Annotated in this window: 26 protein-coding genes, 1 tRNA gene, 1 other RNA gene and 3 pseudogenes; 12 read left to right on the top strand and 19 right to left on the bottom strand. The window is 47.3% G+C overall.

All coding sequences use genetic code 11. The features are described from left to right. Nucleotides 1–245: 245 nt before the first annotated feature. The 4 genes from J07HQW2_RS13215 to J07HQW2_RS13230 all read right to left on the bottom strand — a co-directional run bounded on the left by J07HQW2_RS13215 (nt 246) and on the right by J07HQW2_RS13230 (nt 5,013). On the bottom strand, nt 246–1,106 hold the full coding sequence (locus tag J07HQW2_RS13215) for a hypothetical protein (protein ID WP_303704139.1): 861 nt from the start codon (nt 1,104–1,106) through the stop codon (nt 246–248). A gap of 702 nt (nt 1,107–1,808) precedes the next feature. After that, the gene (locus J07HQW2_RS18845) at nt 1,809–2,057 is read right to left on the bottom strand and encodes a phospholipase D-like domain-containing protein (RefSeq protein WP_021056064.1); all 249 of its coding nucleotides are present in this window, start codon (nt 2,055–2,057) and stop codon (nt 1,809–1,811) included. Between the two features lie 1,119 nt (nt 2,058–3,176). Beyond that, nucleotides 3,177–4,505 carry a HEAT repeat domain-containing protein gene (locus tag J07HQW2_RS13225; protein ID WP_021056066.1) on the bottom strand — a complete coding sequence of 443 codons (1,329 nt, stop codon included), beginning with the start codon at nt 4,503–4,505 and terminating at the stop codon, nt 3,177–3,179. Nucleotides 4,506–4,560: 55 nt separating this feature from the next. Continuing rightward, a complete protein-coding gene (locus J07HQW2_RS13230; protein WP_303704140.1) occupies nt 4,561–5,013 on the bottom strand; it encodes a TroA family protein in 453 nt (150 codons plus the stop codon). A 133-nt stretch (nt 5,014–5,146) separates the two neighbouring features. Here J07HQW2_RS13230 and dpsA point away from each other — a divergent pair, with 133 nt between their 5' ends. Next, nucleotides 5,147–5,695 (top strand): DNA starvation/stationary phase protection protein DpsA, encoded by a 549-nt coding sequence (gene dpsA / locus J07HQW2_RS13235; RefSeq protein ID WP_048075685.1) that lies wholly within the window; start codon nt 5,147–5,149, stop codon nt 5,693–5,695. Nucleotides 5,696–5,858: 163 nt separating this feature from the next. Here the strand turns inward: dpsA and J07HQW2_RS13240 are convergent, their stop codons facing one another. Then, nucleotides 5,859–6,041 carry a hypothetical protein gene (locus J07HQW2_RS13240; RefSeq protein ID WP_021056069.1) on the bottom strand — a complete coding sequence of 61 codons (183 nt, stop codon included), beginning with the start codon at nt 6,039–6,041 and terminating at the stop codon, nt 5,859–5,861. A 257-nt stretch (nt 6,042–6,298) separates the two neighbouring features. Here J07HQW2_RS13240 and J07HQW2_RS13245 point away from each other — a divergent pair, with 257 nt between their 5' ends. Continuing rightward, nucleotides 6,299–7,303 (top strand): DUF7547 family protein, encoded by a 1,005-nt coding sequence (locus J07HQW2_RS13245; protein ID WP_021056070.1) that lies wholly within the window; start codon nt 6,299–6,301, stop codon nt 7,301–7,303. 220 nt (nt 7,304–7,523) lie between these two features. Here J07HQW2_RS13245 and J07HQW2_RS13250 read toward each other — a convergent pair whose 3' ends face one another. Both J07HQW2_RS13250 and J07HQW2_RS13255 read right to left on the bottom strand, forming a co-directional pair. After that, nucleotides 7,524–7,823 (bottom strand): nucleic acid-binding protein, encoded by a 300-nt coding sequence (locus J07HQW2_RS13250; protein WP_021056071.1) that lies wholly within the window; start codon nt 7,821–7,823, stop codon nt 7,524–7,526. Nucleotides 7,824–7,942: 119 nt separating this feature from the next. Next, nucleotides 7,943–8,828, bottom strand: a pseudogene (locus tag J07HQW2_RS13255) (thiolase family protein); the annotation flags it as partial. 262 nt (nt 8,829–9,090) lie between these two features. Here J07HQW2_RS13255 and J07HQW2_RS13260 point away from each other — a divergent pair. Both J07HQW2_RS13260 and ffs read left to right on the top strand, forming a co-directional pair. Continuing rightward, entirely contained in the window at nt 9,091–9,507 is a 417-nt protein-coding gene (locus tag J07HQW2_RS13260) for a DUF7548 family protein (RefSeq protein ID WP_021056074.1), read from the top strand. A 214-nt stretch (nt 9,508–9,721) separates the two neighbouring features. After that, nucleotides 9,722–10,032: signal recognition particle sRNA (gene ffs, locus J07HQW2_RS18850), an RNA gene on the top strand. A 176-nt stretch (nt 10,033–10,208) separates the two neighbouring features. On the opposite strand, the gene J07HQW2_RS13265 is transcribed toward ffs, so the two are convergent. The 7 genes and pseudogenes from J07HQW2_RS13265 to J07HQW2_RS13295 all read right to left on the bottom strand — a co-directional run bounded on the left by J07HQW2_RS13265 (nt 10,209) and on the right by J07HQW2_RS13295 (nt 15,630). After that, nucleotides 10,209–10,279 (bottom strand) — tRNA-Gly (locus J07HQW2_RS13265). A gap of 222 nt (nt 10,280–10,501) precedes the next feature. Next, on the bottom strand, nt 10,502–11,593 hold the full coding sequence (locus tag J07HQW2_RS13270; RefSeq protein ID WP_021056075.1) for an NAD(P)/FAD-dependent oxidoreductase: 1,092 nt from the start codon (nt 11,591–11,593) through the stop codon (nt 10,502–10,504). A 96-nt stretch (nt 11,594–11,689) separates the two neighbouring features. Beyond that, complete coding sequence (locus J07HQW2_RS13275) at nt 11,690–12,397, bottom strand: hypothetical protein (RefSeq protein ID WP_021056076.1); 708 nt, start codon at nt 12,395–12,397, stop codon at nt 11,690–11,692. Then, on the bottom strand, nt 12,313–13,170 hold the full coding sequence (locus J07HQW2_RS13280; RefSeq protein WP_048075304.1) for a DUF5305 family protein: 858 nt from the start codon (nt 13,168–13,170) through the stop codon (nt 12,313–12,315). The genes J07HQW2_RS13275 and J07HQW2_RS13280 overlap by 85 nt, the downstream gene beginning before the upstream one ends. A gap of 269 nt (nt 13,171–13,439) precedes the next feature. Beyond that, a pseudogene (locus J07HQW2_RS18855) lies at nt 13,440–13,811 on the bottom strand (DUF5305 family protein); the annotation flags it as partial. Continuing rightward, nucleotides 13,795–14,166 (bottom strand): hypothetical protein, encoded by a 372-nt coding sequence (locus J07HQW2_RS13290; protein ID WP_021056078.1) that lies wholly within the window; start codon nt 14,164–14,166, stop codon nt 13,795–13,797. The pseudogene J07HQW2_RS18855 and the gene J07HQW2_RS13290, both read right to left, overlap by 17 nt. Nucleotides 14,167–14,958: 792 nt before the next feature. Continuing rightward, on the bottom strand, nt 14,959–15,630 hold the full coding sequence (locus J07HQW2_RS13295) for a class I SAM-dependent methyltransferase (RefSeq protein WP_021056079.1): 672 nt from the start codon (nt 15,628–15,630) through the stop codon (nt 14,959–14,961). 226 nt (nt 15,631–15,856) lie between these two features. Here J07HQW2_RS13295 and J07HQW2_RS13300 point away from each other — a divergent pair, with 226 nt between their 5' ends. The 3 genes from J07HQW2_RS13300 (at nt 15,857) to dph5 (ending at nt 17,243) form a co-directional block, all read left to right on the top strand. After that, on the top strand, nt 15,857–16,066 hold the full coding sequence (locus J07HQW2_RS13300; RefSeq protein ID WP_021056080.1) for a hypothetical protein: 210 nt from the start codon (nt 15,857–15,859) through the stop codon (nt 16,064–16,066). Between the two features lie 127 nt (nt 16,067–16,193). After that, nucleotides 16,194–16,412, top strand: coding sequence for a DUF8149 family protein (locus J07HQW2_RS13305; protein WP_021056081.1), 219 nt, complete (start codon nt 16,194–16,196; stop codon nt 16,410–16,412). Nucleotides 16,413–16,460: 48 nt separating this feature from the next. Then, nucleotides 16,461–17,243 (top strand): diphthine synthase, encoded by a 783-nt coding sequence (gene dph5, locus J07HQW2_RS13310; protein ID WP_021056082.1) that lies wholly within the window; start codon nt 16,461–16,463, stop codon nt 17,241–17,243. Between the two features lie 129 nt (nt 17,244–17,372). Here dph5 and J07HQW2_RS13315 read toward each other — a convergent pair. From J07HQW2_RS13315 to J07HQW2_RS13335, 5 genes and pseudogenes are all read right to left on the bottom strand, one after another. Further along, nucleotides 17,373–18,667: pseudogene (locus J07HQW2_RS13315) on the bottom strand (RNA-guided endonuclease InsQ/TnpB family protein). 1 nt (nt 18,668) lies between these two features. Beyond that, nucleotides 18,669–19,592: an archaeosortase A gene (gene artA / locus J07HQW2_RS13320; protein ID WP_021056085.1), complete on the bottom strand. Its 924-nt coding sequence runs from the start codon at nt 19,590–19,592 to the stop codon at nt 18,669–18,671. 72 nt (nt 19,593–19,664) lie between these two features. Then, nucleotides 19,665–20,435 carry a VOC family protein gene (locus J07HQW2_RS13325; RefSeq protein ID WP_021056086.1) on the bottom strand — a complete coding sequence of 257 codons (771 nt, stop codon included), beginning with the start codon at nt 20,433–20,435 and terminating at the stop codon, nt 19,665–19,667. A 252-nt stretch (nt 20,436–20,687) separates the two neighbouring features. Next, complete coding sequence (locus J07HQW2_RS13330; protein WP_021056087.1) at nt 20,688–21,182, bottom strand: TIGR04206 family protein; 495 nt, start codon at nt 21,180–21,182, stop codon at nt 20,688–20,690. Nucleotides 21,183–21,221: 39 nt separating this feature from the next. Beyond that, nucleotides 21,222–22,334 (bottom strand): OBG GTPase family GTP-binding protein, encoded by a 1,113-nt coding sequence (locus J07HQW2_RS13335; protein WP_021056088.1) that lies wholly within the window; start codon nt 22,332–22,334, stop codon nt 21,222–21,224. Between the two features lie 120 nt (nt 22,335–22,454). On the opposite strand from J07HQW2_RS13335, the gene J07HQW2_RS13340 reads away from it, so the two are divergent. From J07HQW2_RS13340 to J07HQW2_RS13360, 5 genes are all read left to right on the top strand, one after another. Continuing rightward, nucleotides 22,455–22,655: a VNG_1110C family protein gene (locus J07HQW2_RS13340; protein ID WP_021056089.1), complete on the top strand. Its 201-nt coding sequence runs from the start codon at nt 22,455–22,457 to the stop codon at nt 22,653–22,655. A gap of 228 nt (nt 22,656–22,883) precedes the next feature. Then, complete coding sequence (locus tag J07HQW2_RS13345) at nt 22,884–23,249, top strand: DUF7541 family protein (protein WP_021056090.1); 366 nt, start codon at nt 22,884–22,886, stop codon at nt 23,247–23,249. Between the two features lie 223 nt (nt 23,250–23,472). Further along, entirely contained in the window at nt 23,473–23,883 is a 411-nt protein-coding gene (locus tag J07HQW2_RS13350) for a DUF6684 family protein (protein WP_021056091.1), read from the top strand. Nucleotides 23,884–24,098: 215 nt separating this feature from the next. Continuing rightward, complete coding sequence (locus J07HQW2_RS13355) at nt 24,099–25,859, top strand: cbb3-type cytochrome c oxidase subunit I (RefSeq protein WP_048075687.1); 1,761 nt, start codon at nt 24,099–24,101, stop codon at nt 25,857–25,859. Nucleotides 25,860–26,431: 572 nt separating this feature from the next. Continuing rightward, a complete protein-coding gene (locus J07HQW2_RS13360) occupies nt 26,432–26,728 on the top strand; it encodes a DUF7520 family protein (RefSeq protein WP_048075688.1) in 297 nt (98 codons plus the stop codon). Nucleotides 26,729–26,811 lie beyond the last annotated feature (83 nt).

The raw sequence follows: 26,811 nt of genomic DNA on the forward strand, positions 1-26,811 counted from the left end.
CGACAGCGTCAGCATCTTTGCTGAGCTTGACGACACTGCTGACCCAGAGTTGTCCGATATCAGCGCTGCAGTCAATCCACCAAGTACTGATATCTAATCATAATTCGATTTAACTTGACTATTCGATTTACCGATTGATGTTATATGCCTGAAATCCGTTCAAATCTCCTGTCAGCACCTCTGAATGCCAATAATGGGTTAATAAAAATATCATGTTTGGCGACACGGACACGCTGAATCAATAATCACCGGAGCAATACCCCTATTCCAACAATCACTGTTATCAACAACAGTGCGTTCAATCCTAACCGTATGGGATTCGTCTCACCCGATGGCGTCGACGCCGAGGTAGGTGTGGATGTCTGCGACTCCCCTATCATCGTCGTTGCTGCTGGCGTGGCGGTCAGAGTTGTTGTTGTCGGGGACGTATCTGTAGATGTAGACGCAGTAGGTGTGGTACTCGGGGTCGGTGTGGTTACACTTGTAGTCTTGTTGATCGGCACCGTCACCGTGCGGGTATTGTCCGCCCGGTCCTCAAGGGTGATTGTCAGATTTTTTTGAGTGCGTGGGATTGTCAGCGTGCGCTCAAACTCGGCGGATGTGCGACGGATATTAAACCCGCCCAGCGTTTGGCGACCGTTATCTAATCTCCGAACATTGAGTATTTCTTGTCCAGGTGACGCTTGAAATCGGACGAAATGCGGTTGGGTTGCATCATACACGACTCCCTCAACAGCAATCGTCGTATTATCAATTCGCGTCGTATCGAACTCTCTGAGCGTAGGCGCTGTTGCGTCGTTTACTATTAATTCAAATTCAGTAACATCAATCCCTCTGGACTTCCCAAACGCCCGAACTCGTACTTGTGTGACATTTTTTGTGCCTGCATGTATCGTTTGATTTTTGAGATTTTCCACCCGGAATATGTCACGATCATCGGTCTGTTGATCTTTATACTCCCGCTCAATCTCAACGTAGTCAACGGACCCACGAATCGTTGCATTGAGTCGTACCGTACCATTTGACACCTCCACTGTCTCTCCGTCGAGATTGGACTCCGGCGCCTGCCACTCAACCCAAAATGGCGCTCCCGATGTTGAGGTCACAATGAGGAGTAGCACACACAATACAATGAGTATCCGGCTACTCATGAGTTCGTATCACCGCGACAACCAGAAGTTGTCACTTATACATACTCAGTTTTATTCTTTGAGACTCTCTGTCAGAACGACTCACACTGATACCGATAGCTCACTGTCTTGATCATAGATACTCACCAGTTCAGATATCAAAGAGCCGTATTATACTTAGATATGTAGTATAGTCGTCTACTTATTAATAATTAGTATGCTGCACAATACAGAGTAAACTGATTCATCTGAATATTGAGTATATGCGATCGTCACGATGTATCATTTTTATTATTCGATACATGATACTCTTCTTAATTTTGTGATGCCATTATTTCGATTAAACTAGCGACTATCTTTTATTCGCATATTGTACATATTGTCTTAATCACGCTTGAGTTATCCATGCACCTACTTATAAATAGTCTAGCAACGATCCGAGAGAACAGCTGAGTACAATGCGTATCCCGCGATAATGACCGTTGCAAAGGCACATAGTGCGAGTATCAGCGGTACATACTCCGGCTCTTCTCAAGTATTGACTCCTCTGCGAGATATCGTATCAGTTTGCTCATACCCTTGCCAGTCGGCTGCGAAAACACGACTGTATTATGTTGCTGGGTCATCCACAATGAGTTTGAGCACGACTTCGCGGTTTTCAGTTTCTGCATGCTCATTTCAATTAAGACTTCCAACAAGAGAGACGTGATCGTCGGTAATTGCACCTTTTGCATGGATCTTCCCGAAGTGATCACCGGAGTCAACAATCTGTGCACGAATTGGAAGTCCAGTTGCATTCAACTCAGACGTGCGACTCACGACAGCGCGATCTTTATCAGTATCATGCCATCCCCATGAGAGCAACAATCGTACATGGATTCTACGTTTCGTCGCATCAACAAGTACATAAAAATAGGGTCCTGGCATGTTCACTCGCGGGCTAACAACGTCAATATCCTTTCCAGTGGGGTATCAATACGATTTCGAACAGCCTCACCCGCACCTGGCGCAGTGAGGACACGAACTTCATCGACAGTAATCATCTCTGCATCGAACTATGTTGGATACTGTCCGGTCGTCGGAAGTACCTCATCGAATACAATATCTGTCCGCGCTTGAGATCATAGGACTACATCATAGCCTGTACTGTCGTGTTCAAAATAGATATTAGCTCGGTTGCAGTACCACCTGAATCAACATGCACTCCCCATCCACAGCTATTGTGACCACCGGTCCCGGCTAGTTTCTAGTTTTCCGAAAGCACAATAACAGTGTTATCGATAACGGCGTACTTCGGGGGATGATGTGCAAACCGTGCCGGCGTGCCAGTGAGTAATTGAACCACTATCCCATCATGACTTAGTCGATTAAGCTGGGTCTGTTGTGCGGTTGAGAGTCCACCAACTGGTAACCCTTCAACAAGATCTGGACGCGTACCCCGGGATCTGTAGCCGCGAGAAGCGCGTCAGTTACATCTGGTGACGCATACGTGTATCCCGCTAACAGAATCCGCCCATTTGCTGATTAAATCGCACTCAATGGTGCATCCGGTGCATCTGGAAGAACGAGTGCTGTTACTTCAGCGGATTCCTGTCAGAGTGACTGATCGAAGCTCAACACCACGCGGTAGCTATTCCGTGCTCGTCGTGTTGAGTCGCTCACCCTCCGCCGCATTCGAACATGTTACCTCATGAACACGCTCAGGATTTCTCCGCGTTTGCGCGGAGGAGGATGTTAAGAGGTAATGATGAGGTAGTAGCATTCGTCGATAGCTTGGCGGTATGTAGATACGTGCTGGTCTCATTTCCGCAAATGGACACGAGGTTTTACATATTATCTGTATGAGTGAGGGCAAGACTGAGATTCAACCATGAGACCTATGATAGTAGTTCTCAAATAGATATCCAGATCATTCTTAAAGTAACTCAGCAGTAATGACTCCGTGGGCACACTGCTCATATCTGTCGAGTGATGGTACATTTTATATCGATGAGATCATATATTCGCCCGATGCCGTGGAGACCTGATTGGCGGCTCAGTTGGCACTCAGCCAGAGGCGGTATCGAGTGCATCTGCGGCCCGTTTAGCTTCATGTTGAATAAGATATGATCGCTCATCGATGTGCTCTGCAGCTGTTTGAAGCGCACGTTGTGTTCCAATCTGTCGGAGCGCCCACGCAGCAGCAGCACGGACATCATCGCTTTCGTCGGTGTGAAGAGCTTTCCCAAGTGGCTGGATAGCTCGCGTATCTCCAATGAGTCCGAGTGCACGTGCAGCGTATGGTCTAACATTTTCATTTTCCATCATGAGCTTGTTCGCGAGCGGCTGTGTTGCCTCCGGTGAGCCGATCTCACCAAGCGCCTGGAACGTTACCTTTTGTAGTCCTGGGTCAGAGTCTTCATCAATATACTCTCTTAGCGTCTCAACAGCATCTGTTGCTCCAGACCCCATTCGACCAAGTGCTTTGACAGCTGCTTCCTCACGCCGCTGTGCGAGTTCATGCATTTCATCGAATGCGGCAGGATCAGCCATTCGAGTAAGCGCGTCCATACAATGATTCTGCATGAACTCCGACTGAAGATTGTCTTTGGCGAGAAGAATCATATCTACGCGCCCTCTGCTTTCCCACTCTTTGAGTGCAGACCACTCCGGTGGAAAGTCCTTGTAATGTCCGAGCACGTCATAATATCCCTCAGCCATTAGCTTCTCATTTACGTCGAGATCATCCCATTCTTCAGCATTTTCAAGATTCTCACTGATCGTCTCGGCGGTCTCAATCAATGCTTCAATCGTCGCTGCATCCTCATCAGCATCAAGACCCTCATCAGCAATCGCACTCGCGCAACCGTTGAGCTGCGCAATGAGTTCCACCTCTCCATCACTGCTATGCTCATCTTCATCGACACTCGTGTCTGTGTTCTCCGATGGTGTCTCGACACTGATTGAACCTGAGATTGTCTCAGCAATATCCTCACGTGTTTCATCAACAGCGTCAGTGACCGTGCTCAAGCCAGTTGCAGTCCAGCGTGTTTCCTCAATTGTTTTCATGACTTCCTCAAGCTGTTCGAGTATATCACTTGCGTATGGACCGCGCTGGGTATCGAGTGCTGACTCAAGATCTTCGATCCGACTCTCAAGCTCATCAGTCGGATCCTCTTCATCATTATCAGGCTTCGGGAGCGTCGACGCCTCAAGATCATCTGTGACTGCGGTGAGTGTTGTCTCAATTTCATCAAGTGCTGATTCGGTCTCAGCAGCCTCAAGTGTGGACTCGACATCATCAAGACGACTCATCACACTCTCAGGTGTCACAGATATCGACCCATTGGAGTCGGGAGTATCATCAGTAACTGTTTCGTCATCCTCATCACTCATATATCGAGTTATCTATTTGTACTCAAAAAGAGCGTTTCCCTTCTGTCCGCAGTCTTTACACATCATCCAGTGACTTCGCAATCGAGAGATTAGGTATATCAAACGCTGTTGGACGACATACTCCAACAATAACTTCGAGTGTGTCAACGAATCGCAAACCCGGGTAGTTGACATATCCGTTGTCATCAATGGCGGCAGCAACAGCCCCATGCACAGCAGTTGAATCAATAGCACATGCTTCACATGTGTCCTGAGTGATGATCAAATCCGGACTGAATGTCGCAAGTGTGTCGATATCGAGATCATACGCACTTCCCTCAATTGACTGCATCTGTGAATCAATCTCGCTAGCAGACTGATCGGGACCACGCTCAAATGGTGTGCTCGTGAGCGATGGTAACTCATGCACTGATGGTAGATGATCATAATTACGTGAAATATCAACAGGCTCGACACTGAGCGAAGTGAGCATCTCCGTTGCCGACAGAGGAAGTGAAATAATGCACACACATCATTGGGATACATCTGTCGGAAAATATGCACTGAATAGTGATATAAAATTGATACTTGTTTCGATAACAGAAAATGATTTTATCGATGCCAAAAACATTAAGTTGGTCGCAGTCCAATATATATATACAATGAGCACGCAACAGACGGTTCGACTACAAGCTGACGAGGTTGAGGGTAGTGAGGCACTTCGAATTGATTCAGAACGTGCATCACAATTAGTTGATGCGCTGAATACGGATCTTGCGGCAACGCAAATGCTGTATCATCAGCTCAAAAAGCATCACTGGAACGTCGAGGGTGCAGAATTCCGTGATCTGCATTTATTCCTTGGCGAAGCTGCTGATGAGGCTGAGGAGTTCGCTGATGAACTTGCAGAACGTGCGCAAGCACTCGGTGGTGCACCGGTCTCAAGTCCATCAGCTATTTCAGAGCAATCACCAGTCGAAGCTGAGGATGAGAATGTCTACGACATTCGGACATCGCTCGCAAACGATATGCAGATGTACGGTGACATGATTGAGATGCTTCGGGATCATGTTGCACTCGCAGAACGGCTTAATGATCCAACGACAGCACACATGCTGAGAGAAAATCTTATCGAAGTCGAAGACGCTGCCCACCACATCGAACACTATCTCGAAGATGATACACTTGTTGTCGAATCAGCGATGCAGTAAGCTGCATTCATTTCGATACTTCTGTAAACCTCTTCAGCGACCGTTGGAGTGACCGTATACTACACTTATTCTCTTGTTTTATTATCTGGGTAGTGACGAGTATACGCTGAAGAAACCAATTAAGAAATCAATCAAAAGATCAATTATTTACTGTCACAATCGACTACCGCTCGAGTGATTCGGTGAGTGTCGCATCGCACGCGATCCATGCATCAGCATACCCATCTTCGGCAAACACGAATCGATCAGGTGACGTTTGGTGTGCTGACACACGGTTAGTTGCTGATTCAATATTCTCATCCTCGTTTCGTTCTCTACTACTGTCCGGTGACTCCGACTGACTCATGTACCATCTTATGATATTCGGGGCGATTAAACGCTTTTGGTCAGCCTAAAAAATATGTCTCGATAAGCCCCACGACGTGATTGATATACTACTGCTATCACTTCCAATGGAGTGAATAATCAATTTCTGATGACATTGGTGGCTAAACGATGTACTATCGACGATGTCCCACAACCTCACGATACCTGAGTGGTCGAATATATTCCATTGTATCAGACGGCGCAAGTTTTTGTCGCTTCGGACGCTAATACAGGTATATGTCGGATCGCAAGCCTAGGAATAAAGATGACACAGATGACCTCGCTGTGCTTCTTGATGATCTCAATGCAACCCTTTCAGCACTTGAAGAGGCGGTAGATGATGAGGAATCATCAACTCGCTCGTCACAGGCAGGTCAGAATCGAAACAACACCTCTCGTGACTCTCAGGTCCGAAGAACGGACACCCCGCAGACAGACAGTACCCGCGGTGATGATGATGGACAGTCATCAATTGGCAATGTCTTTCGATTTACAGAGGAATACACGCTCCCGGCGCTGATTTCGGTGCTTGAAACAACAATTGAATCACTTGAGTTACTTCGTGGTGTGCTTCGATTCGTTGATCCTGAACAATCGGCGTTTAGTCAGCAAAACCGAAGACAAAATAGACAGAGGCGAGGGCAATCTCCTCGTCGCGACCCAGTTTCGGCAGTCGGTCGTGAAGCACTCTCTGGGCTTGATCGCGCGCTTTCAGAAATAGAGGAGACACTCGCGGCTGACAATGACCAATCACTCTCAAGTGATCGCGTCCCGCGTGATCTGCTTGCTGACGCACGTGATCTCTCCGCAGAGGTTGCTGACCGGCTTGGCGATGCTCAAAATGGATCTGAACGCCGACGTGAGAGAACAAATCGTGGGACTTCTCGTAATCGTCCGGATGCTACAACAAGACAGGAGCCTCAGCAGAGCAGAGACACGACAACGACTACTGACGATGGAACTCAACGTAACGATACTGCTGTAACAATCAATGTCGACAGTCCTCGTGAGGATGATGGTAACAAAAACACCGACCCTTCTAGCACCACTCATCCGGATTCAACAACAATGGATGAGAACTCTTCATCTGACTCTGAGTCTGGTTCAGTTGACGTTGATGTTGAGTCAGAACTAGCATCAATCAAGGATACTGTTGACCCGGATGAGCGGTTTATTGACACCGATGCCGACAGTGACGCCGCGAGTGATAATGACGATGACGACAGCAGCGATAATATATAACCTAAATGAATGCTGAAGGCTGAGTGATCCAAAGTCTACTTGTGAGCGATTGTCTCTATACAGACTATTTGCTGATATACCGGATATATCTGTTTACTTTCTCAGAACTCTGGGTCTGATGTAGATCACCATATACAAGATTTCACGATTCAGAGGAGTATCAGTTAGTCTAGATAGTATAATATATTCCACTCACTGTGTATATCTTAGTTATCACCACTCAGGTTGGCTTGAATCGATACCCACCACATGTCCGTGAGTATGGTTCACGGATCCCAGCAGTCGCGTCACGTAATTCTGAAACGTAGACTGGCTCCACGCGATCGCCAGTCGTTATTTCGGCTGTCGTCACCTGCCCGATTGCCCGTACTGACTCATCATCACTCTCAAATTCGACAATCGTGAGAGCGTTTGGCTCGCGAGCACCAGGTGGTGTTGCCGTTGCTTTCGTCCATGTAACTACCTCTGCAGTACACTCGAGTAAATTAACCGTATCTACCGGCTCATTACCCAGCCCCAACGTGTGTTCAGGGTACTACAGACTCCCATCAGCGTGTTTGACAGCTGTCAACTCTGATTGATCTCTCTCAGCGCTGATCGCATCCATGTCTACATCTGAATCAGCGTCGTTCTCACCACTCACTGTGCATCCTCTAAGCTTGTTGTTGTCACACAGTTCCCGAATCCACCACCATTAGATGCAAGTCCAGTTTCAGTCTTAAGTTGTCGAGCTCCAGCATCGCCGGTTACCTGTTGATAAATCTCATATACCTGTGCAACCCCGGAGGCACCGAGTGGATGTCCTTTTAATTTCAATCCGCTAGACGTGTTGATTGGCAATGCACCACCATGTGTGGTCACTCCATCACCAACCGCTTTCCAGCCAGTCCCTTTCTCAAAGAATCCGAGATCCTCTAGTTGGAGAAAATCAAGAATAGTGAACATATCATGTAACTCGGCGACATCAACGTCCTCAGACGTAATCTCAACCATTTCATACGCGTCGTTTGATGAGTCAACAACACCACCCATCGTTGTCGGGTCATCGCGTTCATGTACAACATGGGTATCAGTATCAGTTGCACCTCCGATCCCACTTACGACAACGTATGTGTCGGTGTGCTCCTCGGCGACCGACCCTGGGCAGGATAATAACCCAGCAGATCCCTCGGTAATTGGACAAAAGTCGTACAGACGGAGGGGGTCGGCAACAATCGACGATTCAAAAACTGTCTCAAGATGAACCTTTTCACGAAACTACGCGTGTGGATTATCGACACCGTTGCGATAGTTTTTGACTGCCACCTTGCCAAGTGAGTCTCGAGGTGCGTCATACATTTCAAGATACAACCAAGCCGTTAGACCAGCGAATGATGGAAGTGTTACTCCATGTTTCTATTCAACAGGATGTTAGTGGTGCAATCACATCTGTTGCCTCAGCAGTTGTGCGATGTGTCATCTTCTCACCACCAACAAGCAATGTTAATGCTGGTGCATCGGAAGCAATGGACTGCCATACAACATAACTGCCACACGTTCCATGCTACAACCGGAACCGGCGGTCATACATTCGTTGTCCTCTGTGTGACGTTTCTTACCCAATCTCACTACTATCATTTCGAGCGTTGGCTGGTTCTCTCATCATTATGTCGTGGTTTGGAGCATACTCCTGTTAATTTATTTTATCCTACTCACGTTGTGGGTGAATCTCTCCTCAACTCGATTTATTATGATGACTTTTTGTATTATCTCGAAGCGTTTACACATATGTCGGTCACACAGCCGATATGCGTCTTAAATCCACTATGCCGACCATCGGCGCATTTAGCTGTCTTATTCTTGCCGGGGCAGTCTTTACTCCGGCAGTGATCATCACTACTCCAGGGGGGAGTGTTGGAGATTACTATGCCGCTGGTCCATTCGGCATCTCTGTCGTTGGCTTTCTAGCACTACTCAATGTTGTTGTATTTCTAGCCGGTAAGCAAGGTCGGACTGACCCAGTGACTGTTGCTGGTATAACATTGGTATCTGGGATTACGATGGTCGGATTTGGCATTCTTTGGGCGGTTTCGATCACATCGACATTGTTGTATGGGTTTCCGAGTGAGTATGCGTGGATTGTGAATCATCGCTGGGTCATTATTGGACTTGCGAGCACAACAGCACTCGCTGGAAGTGGCTATGCGACTGCTGTTCTTCGCTAATCATCTATATAATGTCCATCTCAATATCAATATGATCAGAAAGACACGCTGAACTCATCCGTGCATGCCTGACATTTAGAATATCCTCAGCACTGTCATGAGTGAGGTCCTGATGCGGATCCTATGTATTCGAAACAAGCTTAGTATTACCAATGTCGCCGCCGTCGGTCGATATTTGAGTCGAAAGTTCCTTATATCCACCTCGTATACGATTTTATGGACTAGGTTGGGCAGTTAGGCCCTGCTCTTTTACCCACGATTTAGGTCTTAAGTGGGGACCAAACCCGGGTGCGTTCGGTAGACTAATGCAGGCCTCAGGAGCCAACTAAGAAACCTCGTCCTTCGGGGACGGCGGTCCGTTGACGCTAACCGCAGGGTCAGTCCGATGCGGTTCGTCGCCGGCATCCCGTCAGGCGCGGAAGCGAGCAGCGAACCGGTGAACGTTCGTCGCTCGAAGGGCCGCGGGGTGGAGAAGGCAACTGAGACTCCCTGTATTGGAACGCTGAGCAACCCTGTCGTCCGCTATTCACACTACATTCATCACTCATTATTCATGCGTATCGCCTGATGTCTTCATATAGAGCATATGCCGTTCACTCTAGATCATCCATCCAGCGATCTTAGTGATATCATATCGAGGATGATTCTAATCCATATCTGTGATGGCAATTATCCCGAATCCAGTGAAAAGATATGATGTATGCGCCGGCCGGGATTTGAACCCGGGTCATGAGCTTGGAAGGCTCAGGTCATACCACTAGACCACCAGCGCATGTTGTCGTGTCACGCCACGTGTATGACGTTACAGTAGAATGAATTGGTGCCTGGAATAAGGATGTTTCTTTTTATCGCTCTTATTTCGACACAGTGTATCGAATTCATTCGGGTTGAGAACTCAATCTTGGATTTTATTGGTTATATTACAATCACTACAGGTTGCGATATCAGTAAATAAAATACAGAAACGCTAGCGATAACTAGAAAAGACGCTCAGTTAGTCGTCGCTCGGTGGCTCGATAGCTTCGGCATCAGCGGTAGCCTCTGGTGTTGGTGCCTCAATCGGCGGTGCTTGTGCTTCTTCAAATGATGCGGCTGCATCTCGAACACGATCACTCACGCCTGGGACCTCTGTCTCTGTGACCGGACCCTCAGCACGGATCTCATCAAGATCACGTGGGAACTCACGGAGTTGATAGTGAATATCGATTCCTGCTTGTGCGCCTTTGCCCATTGCAACAGGAATCTGATTGTGACCATCGGTAATATCGCCGACTGCATACACACCGTCAACGGTCGTTTCCATGCTCTCATCGACAATGACCGTTCCATCATCATCAAGTTCACAACCGACTGTTTCGAATAATGCCGTATTGTAATCGGAGCCATACATCGCGAATCCACCGCGATACTGACGAATACTCCCGTCTTCGAACTCGAATGATTCCAACCACCCGTTATCGCTTTTATTCATTCCATCAATATCAGAGTCAACAATATCGATCGGGTGTGCTCGTAGTTGTTCGTCGGTTTCATCGCTCCATTCCGGTTCATCACCACGAAGTAACACATCTACATCATCAGTGAAATTGAGCATGATCATCGCAACGTGTGCAGTTGCTTCACCGGTACCCATCACATAGACAGGTCGATCGACGAACATGTATGCATCGCAATGAAGACAGTAGTGTAGACCTTTGCCTGTGCGTGGCACCGGTGGCTCAGGGTGTTTGTCACTAAATCCGACGCCAAGGACAACTCGGTCAGCACGGAATGCATTCGAGTTCCCTTCAAGATAGAATCGACCGTCATCAGTCTGTTCAATATCAGTGATGAGATCACGAACCACATCCCCACCATATGACTCGACTTGTTCAGTCCCAGTCGCAAGGAATTCATTACCGGAGGTGTCTTCGGTCACACCAATAACATTGTGAGTATCAAGCATCATTGCCGCACGACCACCACCACGGTCAACAAGTGCGGTATCATGACCTAATCGCGTCGTATACAGCGCTGATTGGAGACCCGCCGGTCCGCCTCCTACGACAACGACTTCATAATCGGATACGTCATCACTGGTACTCATTCATATTATTGTATGGACTGGATGAACTTAAACTCAGAGCACATGTGTGCTATTCATACAATGACGGACAACATTGTAGATTAAAATGCTTCTACGTCACCCTGATATGTTCTCGGCAGTACCGTCTTCGGCATCCTCATTTTCTCCTGTTGTATCATCCTTGTCAGCTCTTGTTTGTCCCTCATTGGCTGGTGGTTCGTCCTCGTCGTTGTTTTCTGCGCTGTCTGTAAGCTTAGGGCTAACATCTGTGAAATCCTGGCTATGCTGTGATGTTTCAGCAGATGATGATAATATATCCTTGGATGCATCTCTGTCGGTGTCAGCATTTACAGTAGTATCACTCTGATCATGCGTCTCGCCATCACCTTCTTCATGATCACCGCCACGCGACCCACTCAATCGCGATCGGACTAAGCTGAGTATTCCATTTTCAGCTTTATTTTCATTCTCCTCTCCCGTTGTGTCTACCGTATCAGTACTGCTATCATCAGCTATATGAGCCGATGAATCGTTACTTTGTTGTTCACCAGTCTTCGACTGAGAGGTCTGAGGCGGCTCTTCATCAGGAGTTTCTTCATCGGCGACCGTTGCGTCATCGTATGCATGTATTGGCGGCCAACAGACGTAGTTATACTGCTCGCCCGGTGTTGTGTAGCAGTCTTGAGTTGGATCAGATAATACACGTCCACCGGTATCTGCAGCGACGTCGACAAGATCAATTAATGTTTGTAGTTCAACGATGTCAGTACCATCCGGCTTAATCGAGTCCGTGAGCGTTCCTTCCGAGAGCCACCCACCATACATATCTTTGGAACTGTATCAAGTTCGTTGTCTGTTGGTTCGATTAATTGCCGGTATCGCGCGAATCCAAATGATAGAGCAAAAATAACGCCACCACCAGTGAGTGCTAGTCCACCAATTCGTCTGAATGTTGAATATTCTCGCTGTGCCTGAATTGTCTGTGTCCGGGTTGTGCTGTTTGTCAGTTCACCTGGATCACGAACTCGAAACGCATTACGATCAGGGATGAGTCGAAGATAATCAGTGTATTGTCTATCAATTACACAACCGTTCACGTCACTCATGATCTGTGTATTTGCACGGATAATAATAACTAGCTCACCCGGTACGTCACCAAACGTTTCTTCGACCTGTTCAATTTGAAGACGCGTTTGATTGATGTTGAATTGATACTCGACAGTTGTCGTTGAGCCTGGAGTAACGTCGGTGACAGTAGTTTCACTGAGTGCGCTCGAAGATCCCCAAAGAACTGTCTGATCACTTTGACCCTGCACGAGTAATTGGAGTTCAGTTCGTACTTCTGTTGATCCCTCAGAACTGGCATCATAACTCACGTCATACTCTCCTGAGACGACACGCTGGATTCGTGGGAAGTATGCACGCTGCTCAGATAACCGTCTTCCAAGGTCATAAACCGGGTTTTCACCTGTAACTGTCGCTCCATGTGCGAATGTCGCCGTGCGTGACCAAGTTGAAACCGTTTGTTGCTCTTCTGTCACACCTGGTTCAACATGCGTAGTGTATGTGAGATATCCGCCGACAGCGGTGATTGCCAAGAGTAAGAGAATAACGACCGCTGCACTTTCAGCAAGCGCATGACCGAATTCTAATCATTGGGATAGAATCCTCTTGTTCGCTGTCGTCGTCTGACGATTGCTTACTCACCGTTGCCCCCAAGTTGCTCAAATGTTTCAGGCTGTGCGTGACTGAAACAGTTGTTGAACGACGACGTCCGATACTTAAATTCTCGAAAAATTCGCTCGATGGCGTTCCGATTTCTATTTCGTTCAGTTTGAAATGTCACAAAGCTTCTTTCTGCATCTGAGATACTGAGCAGTTCTGTTCCAACTTGGACATATGTAATACCTATCAATCCAAGTAGATCAAAGATGATGGTAGTCGGACCGCCAAGACGCCAGAGTGGTACATATGTTTGTTGTCTAGTAATCTGTCTCGTTGTTGAATCTGAGAGGGCTGACCCCTGCATACTGGCGGGTTCGAACACTGCCTCATCAACCTCAATCGGTAGACGGTACTGTGCTGCTTCCGTAACTGGTTGATTATCGATCGCTCCGTCTGTTTTAACCGTTGATACTACAAGTAACCGTGTCGAATCAGGTGAATCATTAAGCCGCTCCGAGATGTTCTCTACACGGAGATATTGTTCACTGACGTTCCACTCAAATAATGTTGTCATGGTCTCGCGGACTAATTTCACGCACACGCTGTTGACCTATTGTACTGGTCGTCCGCCAGTACTCGATTGTCTCTTCTCCGTCCTCACCGACTGATCGAAGCACCAATGTCTGTTCGGCGGTCATCGTTACTGACCCATCATCAGTTGCGTCATATCTAAATTGAAATTCTCCATCAATAATTGAACTTGCTGTTATGAAGTACGCTGGACCGCCTTGCAGTGTCGTTCTAACGGAATACAATAGATTCGGTTCGGTAACTCGCGCAGCTGTGGTATACGTTCCACTAGCTTCCCATGAAGACACCTGCTCGATTTTAATCGTCGTTCCAGGATTCTCATACGCGGTGTATGTCATATACCACCAACCGCAGCGAGGGAAGCATGAGGAAGAAAACAGCAACTATCTATTCGCTCAGCACTGGTCGGAGACGGATGTGGAATGCAGAATCCATTATGTGGCTGTGTAATAATATCTGATTTGGTGTGGTGTGTAATCGTGTAGCTGAGCGACTGATTAAGAAATAATCATTGTCAAATTAACTATATTTATTGGGGATACGCTGGAACGTAGAAATCCCATCCCGTGAACGCGAACGCGGTCTTCCATCATCAGATAGTATCCTGCCGAATATGTAGAATGGAATACAAACAGCTAAATCAATCATAATAATCGGGATCCATGGATGTAGTTGATACGCGGAATCGATGACAGGTATTGGAAGTAACGCGAGGTATCGGTATTCTCTAATAAAACGATAATAAACGCCAGTTTCTGGCGCGCAGATAACCTTACTGTTATGACTTCTACTGACTACCCGCTTACATAGAGCTGTTTTGATTGCACTCCAATAGCATCACTTCCTAGTTACATATATGTTACTACCGGCACCATACCACTATTCGGCAATTTATATTCCAGCGATCCGGTCGTTCCTTTCTCGATGACTGTTGGATGTCCAGAATCGAAATCTGCACTGACGACACAAACCACCTGAATTATTGATAAATGGAGAAATACGAGATTTCAGACCTACTATTACTCATAATGAGTGTTCATCGAGTGAAGATAATAGAAATGTTTAATGACTGATATTATTCTCTCAATATGATATTTGTGAACTATTGAGTAACAGCCAGCGATGATATATCATCGATTATCTTCAACCACTGCATAACAGTTCCCACTCGATATTTCTGTCTCAATGACTGACAACGCACTTGTATTGAGATCAGAACGAAACTCATCTGGGTCGTAGATATGATAGTATCGAGGGACAGACGTACCATCACGAAGTGTCCACTCGACGGTTGTATCGAATCCTCTGTCGCGATCAAATCGATCATGTTCGGTTGACCATGCACTAATTAATGCCTGCCCGTTGGATTCAAGCACTCGAGCTACCTCAGAAAGACTCGCTACCCGCTGATCACGTGGTTGAAGATGATGCAGTGTTGCAACGTATACCGCAATCGAGACGGTATTTGACTGCAGTGGGATTGACCCAGCATCACCGTGAATAAGTTCAAGATTATCTATGAATCCTCGATTTGTCGCCCGCGTCCGTGCTGTCTGAAGTAATCCTTGACTGAGATCAATCCCAACTATACTATCGAGTGACATCTTCTCAGAGAGTGTCTCGACATGCCGTCCGTTTCCGCAGCCAAGATCAAGTCCAATCTCCTTGCTATCGGTGGAGCTCTGCTGTTGTGAAGCACAGAATGACTCCACTTCCGGCCATGCGTACTCACGTGTCGCCGCAAAGTGTTTGGCGATAGTATCGTATGTCGCCTCGACTGAGTCCTGAGGTGTCTCTGTCATGTCTCTTTGTTCAACTTACTCAATATCTGCCGTTAGTACTGCTGGTTTTGCTTTTGTTATTACTCATCTGAGTCCACATTCACAATCGCAAATACCACCGTTGGCACTATTCTCGTCGCGAGATCGATTGTTGTTAGTCAATACACTGGTGTATAGTACGTCTGTTTCTAAATATGCAATCTTCAACATATCCCTTTATACATCACTCAATAATTCATTGATATCAATGGATGAGCGTCGTTGTCCAGACTGTGATGTTCAAATGGAAAAGACACGAGTATCCGCAGAAGGAATCAGTAACCTGTATGTTGAAACGGACAGAGATGATGGTATGCTCAGTCGTCTCGGGATTGGATCGCAAAATCCACTTCATGCCTTCCTCTGTCCGGAGTGTGGCGTTACCAAACTCTATGCCGACGTTTCCTCAGATAGCTAAAAATAAAATAAGGAATGATACGACTATCACATGATCATGAGATACTCAGATTCTCATAGCACCAATCCAAGAGTATAGGCTACATAGAACCGGGTCCATTTTATCCATCTGTACCGACTGTCGGCGTATGAGTGATGACGACCCAACTGTTCCAATCGTCTGTGAGGACTGTGGCACAGACACTCGCGTTCCAATTTCAGACCTCCGTGAGACACTTGACCGTCACAATGAAAATCAACACGACGGTGACGATGTCGCTCAGGTAGCCCCACGTATTGCAAATGAACTCGCGAACGTTGTTGCCGAGGATATGAACCTCGATCTTGGCTCAACTGACGATGAGTAACAATTCACTCATGAGCGACTGAACTACAACAGAAGGATTTCATATAGTATGCTCACATTCATTGGTCTTGGATTATACGACGAACGCTCTATCAGTATTGCTGGACGTGATGCATTGCAAGCCGCTGACTATGTTGCGGCTGAGTTCTACACAAGCTATCTTGTTGATGCAACTATCTCAGAACTTGAGACAACTCATAATATCACCATTGACATACGCGATCGTGAGGGTGTTGAACAGCACCCAGAAGACATTCTCACGAAGGCTCAATCTGAAGATGTGGCGTTTTTGACAGCGGGTGATACGATGATCTCAACGACACATACGGACCTTCGATTGCGGGCGATTGACCGTGGTATTGACACTCGCATTATTCATGGTGTGACCGCCCAAACAGCAGCAAGTGGACTCACAGGACTCCAGAACTATCGCTTCGGCAAGTCTGTCACACTCCCATTCCCATACGCACATGGGGCAGACGGCGTCCCAACGAGTGTGACTGATTCAATCGTAGCGAACCGCAAACGTGGACTCCATACCATCGTATATCTCGATATCAAAGCCGAGCGTGAAGAATACTTACGTGCAAGCGATGCCGCTGCGATGTTGGCTTCGGATTTCCAGGATGTGCTTGCTGTCGTTGTTGCTCGCGCCGGGAGCCCAGACCCGACTGTCCGTGCCAATCGACTCTCCGAACTTGCTGAGAACGACTTCGGTGACCCGCTCCATTTGCTCGTGATCCCCGGTGAGTTACACCATCTTGAGATAGAAGCACTTGATGCATTGGCTGATGCACCAGCAGATCTACTTGACACGACTGAACCTCGATGATCGTTTTCACTACGAGTACCCAGTGACGCTAGTCCCACTCTCTACCATATCACCCCTCAGAATTCACTCACAACTTTGCCTCAAATTACTGTGTGATATATTAGAAAGTATCAGGTGAACTACCCCACCCTACTCGCCAGCAGTAGCTGGCTCCTTGAGGGTGGGGCTTCCTGTTTCGATGACGCGCTTTCCATCCCATCCACAACATCAGAACAACCCGATGAGGTGAACATAGGAAGCGCGGTCTCCACAGGCGTTGTATCTTCGGACTGCCCCAGTCCTAGTCCTAGACTTTCAAATCCGCGAGACAGAATATTGAGCGCCGCATTCGCGTCTCTATCCATCTCGAACCCACATGCTGGACACGAGTGTTTACGAACCCACAACGGCTTATCCGGCTCAACACCACACGAAGCACACTCTTTAGTAGTGCCCGCTGGCTCTACTTCTACAAAATGCGTCCCTTCGCGCTTGCACTTGTATTCAAGCAGTGTGGTGAACGTATTCCACGCTGCTGATGCTGTGTTCTGTTCTGGCTATTGCCAGACGACTCCAGCATCGACTTCACGTTCAAATCCTCAACAGCTACCAAGTCATATTCGGTGGCGTAGTAGTTCGAGAGCTTGTGCAGGAAGTCTCGCCGCTTCCGTCTGAGTTGCTGGTGATACTCGGCTACTCTCAGCCGGTGTTTCTCCCAGTTGTTCGAACCCTGCTGTTTTCGTGAGAGCGACCGTTGCTCACGCTTGAGGCGCTCTCGCCCATTTTCGAGGTCAAGAGAACCAACAGCACGCCCGTCCGTGTCGTGAGCGTACTTGAGAATCCCAACGTCAATGCCAATACAACGGTCTGGGTTCTCAGGCTTTGGTGTTTCTTGTTTGCCCTCAACAGCGAAAGAAGCGTACCATTCACCTGTCCGCTCTTTCTTAATACAAACCTCTTTGACGGACACATCATCGGGAATTTCACGGTGAATGGTGATTGGAATATCAGCGAGTTTCGAAAATGAGAGTGAAAGAACAGTCTGACCGTTCTTGTTGTCGAACTCGAAGCCAGACTGTACGTAAATGAAGCTCCTGAACTCGCTTGGCACTTTCTAATTGAGACTTCCAACGTTTACCCGTTCCGTTTGAGTTCACTGAGGGATTTCACACTGTCCTCGATGCGCATCACAGCAGCCTGTGCAACAGTCGAGTACAACTCGGAGTCGGTGAGTTCAGCCCACCAGTCTTTGAGGTCTGGAAGCTGGTCACGGACCTGTCTGACTCGCTGGTTGAGCGTTCCTGCTGATGCTGAGTTGTGTATCTGCTCGAACTCGTTGAGCGCGTGATTGTACAGTTGCCGACAGGTATCTCTGCAATAGTTCAGCCTCTCCCGCTGGCTGTCGGTCGGGTGCAGTGGAGTCGGTACCTGTAGGCGTAGTGCATGTCAAACACTCTCACGCTGAAGTCCAAGTTCTTGAGCAAGATTGTATTCATCCCCAGTGAGCATATACAATACATCCTCAATCACTGTCAGTAGCTCAGGCAGCTCACGAACAACAAGATAGGTAATTCCAACAAGAACAGCAACCGCAAGTAGTTGGCTAATGATCCGATCAGAGATAAAGAATGAAACCATGTACGGGTCGGACGAGCCGAATAAAAATAGTATTTCTTGAACAAACCACTGCATGTGCTGCTTGCCGAAGGCAATCGTGATGAACGTCGTTCGAAGTATATTCAATGCATAGATAATCGGCACAGCAACAGTCATCGCTTTCATTTTCCGCCGAAGTGGTGCCTCAACTGCAGCTATCAATCCACCGAAAATCGCGATACTCCCTAATCCAGTGCAGGCGAGAACAACCGAGACAGTCAACTCATGCTCCCCATCGAAGAACTGGAACGTATTCAAATAGCCTTGTTCACCAACAATCATCGCTGGTTCATACCCGAATGCACTCACCAACATTCCAGTCTGGGCGGCGACTATCTCCATCAGCATGCCGCGGGGTGCAGGAAATGAAACCCCAAACGCCATAATTGCAGGAATCGTCTCGAATGGGAGATAGATCAACCCCATCGCAGCAACCGCTCGTGAAAGAATAAAAAGCGAATCGCGTCCTCGCCAAAGGAGTAATCCAGTATATAATGATGCCGGCACAGCCGCAACTGAGAGAATCCCTTCGACATAGCTCTTATGAGTAAACGCAAAATGTGGGACGAGTTGCATCCAAAAGACTGCAAATCCGACCCAGGCAGTAACAGTCAATGTTCTACCAACACGGTCGTTGCGTCCTCTAGATAGCGTCCCGGCGGCGAACGTTATAATGACGACCCACGCGAGCACGTCAGAGAACACGCCAGGCATAAGCGGATAAATGTGGGTAGTAAATAAATCCCTTATTATTGGGCGTGGATAGCCGACGTCTATTGATTCAATTTAGCTTGCTTCAAGAATCTCGATCTCGTGACCGTCCTGATCTGTGGTGAACGCATATCGGTGATTACACGATTCAGGATCACGATAATTCTCAGCATCGCGCTGCATGAGTGTCGCCCAGTCTGTTTGAAGATCATCAGCACGGACACAGAGATGTCCCCATGAGTCACCAAGGTCATAGCTCCGGCCGTCATAATTATACGTCAGTTCGACAGCCATCGCAGCGTCGGATGCCCCCTCGGGCTTCATAAAGTAATTTGCGAACGTATCAGACTCCCAACGTCCGGTGTGTTCATATTCGAACTTCCGTGTCCAGAATCCAAGTGCCTCATCAGCGTCTTCAACCCGGATCATCGTATGATCAATGCCCCACATCGGTCCCTCATCAGGGTCACGCTTGACAATCTCAATTTCATGCCCATCTGGATCCTTGACAAACGCATACCGGCCATTGCAGGACTCTGGATCGCGGTAATCCTCGACACCTTCGTCCATTAATTGCTGATATGCAGCCTCAAGTTCGCCATTCGGGACGCGAACAGCAATATGACCCCAGCCGTCACCCATCTCATAGCTTCGGTCATCGTGATTATAGGTGATCTCAAGCATCGCTTCGTCGTCATGCATTTCTGCGGGTCCAAGATAGACATTCGTGAATGTATCTGCCTCCCAGCGATCCTTCTCCTCGTAATTAAGATGCGTCTGATACCATTCAAGTGAGGCTTCAAGGTCTTCGACACGAATCATTACATGGTCAATTACGTCAGCCATATCTGATTTGTTGACCGGAGTGTCGAAAAGAGTACCGACCGTAACTCATAGTAGGTATCATTCGTCGAATATGTGCAGTTAGCCGCGCCATTGGTCGCATAGATAATGTCTAGTCAAGTCCTCGTTCTCTGCTGGATATATCCCCACAGGTGTGCAGGTATATACTCTCAGGCCGAAATCAGATTATCTACTATCCTCTGTTGAGGATCAATACATATGTTAATATATACACTTGATCAGAACACCAATTGGCTACTCAGCAGAATCATCGAGTGAATATCCACGTTCTCGTGTGCGTACACGCGGCCAGTAAAACCACCATGCAATGAGTAGACAACATGCGCTTGCGATTGGCCATGCTGTCCGATACGGCTGAAATGAGAATCCCCATGCCAGTCGAAGTTGCGCGACTGCCATAATCAATAATAATCCACCGGTAACACGCGGATCCTCTCGATCGAAAATCACACCACTAACTGCACTGGTGAGCGTGCCAGCGTATGCAAGTACCGAAAGTGGCCATGCTAGGATATATTTGGGCAATCCCTGTGTATAAACTAATAAGAAATCTGGTAGTGGTGTTACCATCGGCGGATTTGTGTTCACAAGTCCCCACGCAAACAGGAAGGTTGCATCACGAGCATCGAATATCTGAATCGACCATGGAAGCGCCACCAGCGCGAGTATGACTAGTGGTGCAACCCAGTGTCGGTCACGCGCGGTCTTGATTGCTGAAGTATCAAACATAAAACTGGGATTTCAGAATAACTTCATGCCATCTTTCCATTATTTTCGTGCCACAACTCGCAGTACATCCTCATCCGCGAGTTCATGATCACGCCCGACCTGTTGTTCGTCATGCTTGGCACTCACTCCTGTGACCCGCGCGAACCGAAAGCGCTCATTGAGTGTTCCACCAAGTCTGTTGAGTGCATCTTCAACGGTATTTTCACCCTGACGTAACACGAGCGGTTCCTCATAATCGATGCCACGACCAGGCTTGTCCATATAGACACGAATCAACTCCAGCGCATCCCACATTTTCGACTTGAGTGCATCAAGCCCTTTATTGGCTTCAGCGCTGATGAATATCGCCTCTTCAGGATCAACACCGACATCACGAAGGTCTGACTTCACCGTTGGCAGATATTCACGATCGATCAGATCTGCTTTATTCACGGTGACGATTGAGGGGAGATACACCCGATTATCCATGATTGCATCGATGAGTTCGTCAATTGAAACATCTCCACGAACAGTCACGGTTGCATTGGCATACCCATGTTCACGAAGAACAGATGAAATAGTATCCTCATCGATCGAGACATCATCTGCCCTGGTTACCTGGATCCCACCCTTTCCACGCCGCCCGATTGAGACGCTTGGAGGTGTCGTGTCAAGTCGGATCTTATTATTGTACAACTCCTGGCTTAAGCGCTCATATCGTTCAATTTCGAACACTGAAAGCATAAACACAACAAGATCTGCCGTACGTACAACTGATAGCACCTCTTTTCCACCTCCTCGTCCACCGGCAGCGCCCTCAATAAGCCCTGGAACATCGAGCATCTGAATGTTTGCCCCATTATACTGCAACATCCCTGGGTTGACATCGAGTGTTGTGAACTCATATGCCCCAACTTCACTATCAGCATTCGTCATTGAGTTTATGAGCGTTGACTTTCCGACACTCGGGAATCCAACAAGTGCAACGGTTACATCGCCCGTTTTCTCAACTGCATACCCATAACCGCCGCCACTTGAGGACTGTTGTTCGAGTTTCTCCTTCTTTTCCGCAAGCTTCGCTTTTAATCGACCAATGTGCTCTTCGGTCGACTTATTGTACGGCGTGTTAGCGATCTCCTCACGGAGGTCCTCAATCTCGTCCTCCAGTCCCATCAACGCTATTTCGATTGTCGGTATCGAAAAATGTGTGCTTTCTAGACTCAACCCTCCGTCTGATATAATTCCGATAAGATTATATTCCACACATCTAATTATGATATATAGGATTTGAGGATGAGTACGCCAGCTACCTACCGAGACAGCACCCAGCTATGTCTTCCGTGTGAAACCGTTGCCGAATTCCGAGAGTCACTAAATGAGCAGTTCGTCATTACTGTCGTGACAGGTGATGATGACTGTTGTATTATTGGAAGTCCGGTTGAGATTGAGTCTGTAACTCGATTTCTGGTCCGTCGTGGCGTACTTACACAGTGACATCCTCACCATCTTGCCGTCTGTAGAATATGAATGTCAGAAGGTGATGATGTACACATCACGAGTCACGGTGATCCCCAGCTGATCACCTGATAGAGCTAATAATTATCACTAATGTCGAGTGTGTCAAAAGCGTATGAGTATCAACTATTTTAAGAAGATCGTGTAAAGACTGATATATCAGTTCGAAGGGAAGCACTTTGTACTCTGCCGTATCTACGTAGCAGCATGGAAGATACACCGGGACTCTCCGAACAGTACCGGAAAGCAAGCCCATGGCCATTATTTGTTGCTCTGGGTATTCCTCTCTCTGAACTTGGGATTTTATTTGGATTATTTCCCGTCGCTGTCGGAGGACTATTATTATTCGGTGGCAGTGCAGCTGGAATGGCAGCCGAATCAGGCTATGCACAGACGGCATGGCGTGGTATGGCTGGAGTCGCAGCTATACTCGTTGTGCTTGGTCTCAGTTTTGTATTCACCACGCTTGATCTCCCAGACCGTGGAACAGCCATTCTTGCTGCCGCAACCATCCTTGTTGCTGCCGCTATCGCTGGAGAACTTTTTGCCCGCGATGTCGAACCAACATACTGAGTATCGGAGTGCGATCCGTATCGATTATGACAGCGAGGGTAATTTTTCGATCCATTTAGCAAGTAAAAAACAGAGACACTACTAGCTAATAACTAATAGCTACTAGCTATACTTCGACATCTGATCCTAATACCAGAATTTATCTTGATAATTATACTCAGCCCAGAAATCTGCCGATGAGAAACCGATAAACTATTTGATTCTCTCACCATATCAATTAGATATGGTCGCGAAGCTATTTGATCAAGATACATTACTGGACCTCACGGTTAATATCATCCCTCTGGTGATCATCGCGTTCTTTGTCGTTGCTTATGTCTTCATGAGCCCATTTGAGACCGACCCACTGACTACCGCCGTTCAGTTTGGATTATTGATTATTCCATTTGTCTTACTTGCAGTATTGACCTACATCGCTGGACGGGCGATCGTTAATAGTGAAGAGAACGTTGATCAATACCTCCCCGGACAAGCTAGTATGGCTGACGCCGAGCCAGTTGAAAGGGCTCCAGAAAACTCAAAAGAGGTTAATGCAGATGCCGAACTTGAATCCGCGAGCTCACCATCGGAGCAAGCACCTGATGCAGTCGCCGAAGCGGAATTGGATCCAAGCACAGCTCAAGATACATCGTAACGCCGGGCTCATTCCTTAGATATATTCTGTCACGGCTGTGATTCAGTTTACTCTGTCCGACGCTACTCATATCTGATCGGTTCATCTAAGAGATATATACACACGTTTAGCTTCGATTCTATAACATCACTTCCGGCTATCCCGAATCTTTCATAATGCCTGGCTTCCTGGGTCACCCTATGGAGGTCACTGGACAACTGGTGTTGACGGCTCTAATGGGGATTTTCCTCATTGGCGTTACCGCGTGGCTTGCGCGGATCGAAAACTGGCGTTCATATACGCCCATTGCAGGTGGTGGCGGTGGCTACGGACAAAATGATAATTATATTTCAGAAGAAAAGCCATCTGGAATCATCCGATGGCTGACAACTGTTGATCACAAAGATATTGGACTTCTTTACGGTGCCTTTGGATTAACGGCATTTGCTGTTGGCGGGTTGATGGTCGTCTTGATGCGAATCGAACTCGCAGACCCTGGGATGACCCTCATCTCAAACACATTTTATAATTCACTACTAACCAGCCACGGAATTACGATGTTGTTCCTTTTCGGAACCCCAATTATCGCAGCGTTCTCTAATTATCTTATTCCGCTGCTTATTGGTGCCGACGACATGGCGTTTCCACGGATTAACGCGATTGCATTCTGGCTGCTACCGCCTGCCGCATTATTGATCTGGGCAGGATTCTTCCCGATTCCTGAAGTCATTCCAGCGCAGACAGGATGGACCATGTATGCGCCGCTATCAGTCGGTGAGGGAATGGGTAATCAAGCCAACGCTGGTGTTGATCTGATGTTGCTCGGATTGCATCTTTCAGGTGTTTCCGCAACAATGGGAGCGATTAATTTCATTGCAACAATCTTCACCGAACGTGGCGAGAATGTCTCATGGGCAAATCTCGATATTTTCTCATGGACAATCCTCACGCAATCAGGATTGATTCTGTTTGCATTCCCGCTTCTTGGCAGTGCAATTATGATGTTGCTTTTTGATCGAAACTTCGGGACTGCGTTCTTTGCCGGTGAAGGTGGTGCTATTCTCTGGCAGCATCTATTCTGGTTCTTTGGACACCCTGAGGTGTACATCCTCGTGCTTCCACCGATGGGGATCATTAGCCTCATTCTTCCGCGATTCTCAGGTCGACGCCTGTTTGGATTCAAATTTGTTGTGTACTCAACACTAGCAATTGGAGTACTCTCATTTGGTGTATGGGCACACCACATGTTCGCTACAGGTCTTGACCCTCGCCTTCGCGCATCATTTATGGCTGTCTCACTCGCAATTGCCGTTCCAAGTGCGGTGAAGACGTTCAATTGGATCACCACGATGTGGAATGGAAGTATCAGATTGACAACGCCGATGTTATTCTCAGTCGGGTTTGTTTCAAACTTCATTCTCGGTGGCGTGACTGGTGTATTCCTTGCCTCAATCCCAGTTGACCTTGTCCTACACGCGACATACTATGTGGTCGGGCATTTCCACTATATCGTCATGGGTGCAATCGCATTTGCTGGCTTCGCCGGCATTTATTATTGGTTCCCATTGTACACTGGTCGAATGTATCAGCGGACACTTGGAAAGATGCATTTCTGGTTATCAATGATTGGAACGAATATTACGTTCTTCGCGATGATTCTGCTCGGATACGGCGGAATGCCACGTCGATATGCAACGTATCTGCCACAGTTTGCAACCTTACATCAAGTCGCTACTCTCGGCGCGCTCATTCTCTTGGCTGGACAGATAGTCTTTGTCTGGAATTTCGTCCAATCATGGCTTGAAGGTCCGAAGGTCGAAGATGGAGACCCATGGGATCTTGATGATGATGGGCTTTACACCGCTGAGTGGGACTGGTACGACCAGAAACTCACGACTGCCATTGCTGATGGTGGTGACGAGGAAACAGAAGAGAAAGTACTGACAGATGGCGGCGATGTCGACGACGATACTATAAACACCAATTCAGAAACATAACACGTCTATTGGGTTTTTACATCCGATAATAATTCGATTTCATTTATAATCTGTTGACGGTTAAATACCAATATTTTAACAGTATTTTGATACCGAATAAGAGATATAGCAATTCAGACTCACACCTGCAGTACTTGCAACCGCTAAGGTAACTATGCGTTGTGAGAACTAATATAAATCTAACAATAATATAAATGATCTAAGATTTTATACAGCAAGATGTGGACTCAAAGAACGCTAAATTGCAAGCATAAGTCCCGTTGCAAACATCAACATCGCAATAGCCCCAAGCACGATACCCAGGAGATCTCCGTCACTCATAGCCACTGATATATTATCTGTCCTCAAAGATGCATCGGGTCTCTCCGTCTCTCGTCTTCCATGAATCGTTTCTCGCCTTCAGTCGACAGAATCAGGATGGTGCCAATTAAATCGTCTCTGTGAGTGAATCAGACGCCCCAGAGACCACATCAGGACATAATAACTCACAGAGCGGTGAGAAGAGCACAAAAGATGAATCAGGGTCACTCGATAATGTCGACCGTCCGGATCAGGATGACGTTCAGGATTATGTGGATACTCAAAACCAGCCAAAAAATGATGAACAACCTCAGACACGCGGACGAAGCGGTCGACAGTTTGTAATTATACTTTATTTTGCACTCGCTGGTGCTGCAAGTGCCGCAGGATATCTTACTGGGTATTTTGTTGACGGGCTTTCCGCGCCTGCATTTTTATTTATTATCCCGTTTCCCCCAACACCATTCGGGTTTGCTGCATACGGTGGATTGACGATTGCAATTGTTATTGGGATTCCACTAGCTCTTGTTATCTACGTCTCAGAATACACAGATTCAATTGAACCCTAATTCGACATGAGTGAACTCAGAAATCAGAACACAAAGACTACAATACCTCTGAAAACGACGACCTAGAGCGACAGACTGGCGAT

This window comes from Haloquadratum walsbyi J07HQW2 (assembly GCF_000415985.1).
Taxonomy (GTDB): Archaea; Halobacteriota; Halobacteria; order Halobacteriales; family Haloferacaceae; genus Haloquadratum; species Haloquadratum walsbyi_B.

Excerpts from the sequence above, each read along its gene's own strand:
- J07HQW2_RS13295 (WP_021056079.1), bottom strand. The coding sequence starts at position 15,630 with ATGACAGAGACACCTCAGGACTCAGTCGAGGCGACATACGATACTATC.
- artA (WP_021056085.1), bottom strand. The coding sequence starts at position 19,592 with ATGCCTGGCGTGTTCTCTGACGTGCTCGCGTGGGTCGTCATTATAACG.
- J07HQW2_RS13340 (WP_021056089.1), top strand. The coding sequence starts at position 22,455 with ATGAGTACGCCAGCTACCTACCGAGACAGCACCCAGCTATGTCTTCCG.
- J07HQW2_RS13240 (WP_021056069.1), bottom strand. The coding sequence starts at position 6,041 with ATGAGTCAGTCGGAGTCACCGGACAGTAGTAGAGAACGAAACGAGGAT.
- J07HQW2_RS13245 (WP_021056070.1), top strand. The coding sequence starts at position 6,299 with ATGTCGGATCGCAAGCCTAGGAATAAAGATGACACAGATGACCTCGCT.
- J07HQW2_RS13260 (WP_021056074.1), top strand. The coding sequence starts at position 9,091 with ATGCGTCTTAAATCCACTATGCCGACCATCGGCGCATTTAGCTGTCTT.
- J07HQW2_RS13345 (WP_021056090.1), top strand. The coding sequence starts at position 22,884 with ATGGAAGATACACCGGGACTCTCCGAACAGTACCGGAAAGCAAGCCCA.
- J07HQW2_RS13335 (WP_021056088.1), bottom strand. The coding sequence starts at position 22,334 with ATGGGACTGGAGGACGAGATTGAGGACCTCCGTGAGGAGATCGCTAAC.
- J07HQW2_RS13330 (WP_021056087.1), bottom strand. The coding sequence starts at position 21,182 with ATGTTTGATACTTCAGCAATCAAGACCGCGCGTGACCGACACTGGGTT.
- dph5 (WP_021056082.1), top strand. The coding sequence starts at position 16,461 with ATGCTCACATTCATTGGTCTTGGATTATACGACGAACGCTCTATCAGT.
- J07HQW2_RS13300 (WP_021056080.1), top strand. The coding sequence starts at position 15,857 with ATGGATGAGCGTCGTTGTCCAGACTGTGATGTTCAAATGGAAAAGACA.
- J07HQW2_RS13225 (WP_021056066.1), bottom strand. The coding sequence starts at position 4,505 with ATGAGTGATGAGGATGACGAAACAGTTACTGATGATACTCCCGACTCC.
- J07HQW2_RS13270 (WP_021056075.1), bottom strand. The coding sequence starts at position 11,593 with ATGAGTACCAGTGATGACGTATCCGATTATGAAGTCGTTGTCGTAGGA.
- J07HQW2_RS13305 (WP_021056081.1), top strand. The coding sequence starts at position 16,194 with ATGAGTGATGACGACCCAACTGTTCCAATCGTCTGTGAGGACTGTGGC.
- J07HQW2_RS13350 (WP_021056091.1), top strand. The coding sequence starts at position 23,473 with ATGGTCGCGAAGCTATTTGATCAAGATACATTACTGGACCTCACGGTT.
- dpsA (WP_048075685.1), top strand. The coding sequence starts at position 5,147 with ATGAGCACGCAACAGACGGTTCGACTACAAGCTGACGAGGTTGAGGGT.
- J07HQW2_RS13355 (WP_048075687.1), top strand. The coding sequence starts at position 24,099 with ATGGGGATTTTCCTCATTGGCGTTACCGCGTGGCTTGCGCGGATCGAA.
- J07HQW2_RS13325 (WP_021056086.1), bottom strand. The coding sequence starts at position 20,435 with ATGGCTGACGTAATTGACCATGTAATGATTCGTGTCGAAGACCTTGAA.
- J07HQW2_RS13290 (WP_021056078.1), bottom strand. The coding sequence starts at position 14,166 with ATGACATACACCGCGTATGAGAATCCTGGAACGACGATTAAAATCGAG.
- J07HQW2_RS18845 (WP_021056064.1), bottom strand. The coding sequence starts at position 2,057 with ATGCCAGGACCCTATTTTTATGTACTTGTTGATGCGACGAAACGTAGA.
- J07HQW2_RS13275 (WP_021056076.1), bottom strand. The coding sequence starts at position 12,397 with ATGTATGGTGGGTGGCTCTCGGAAGGAACGCTCACGGACTCGATTAAG.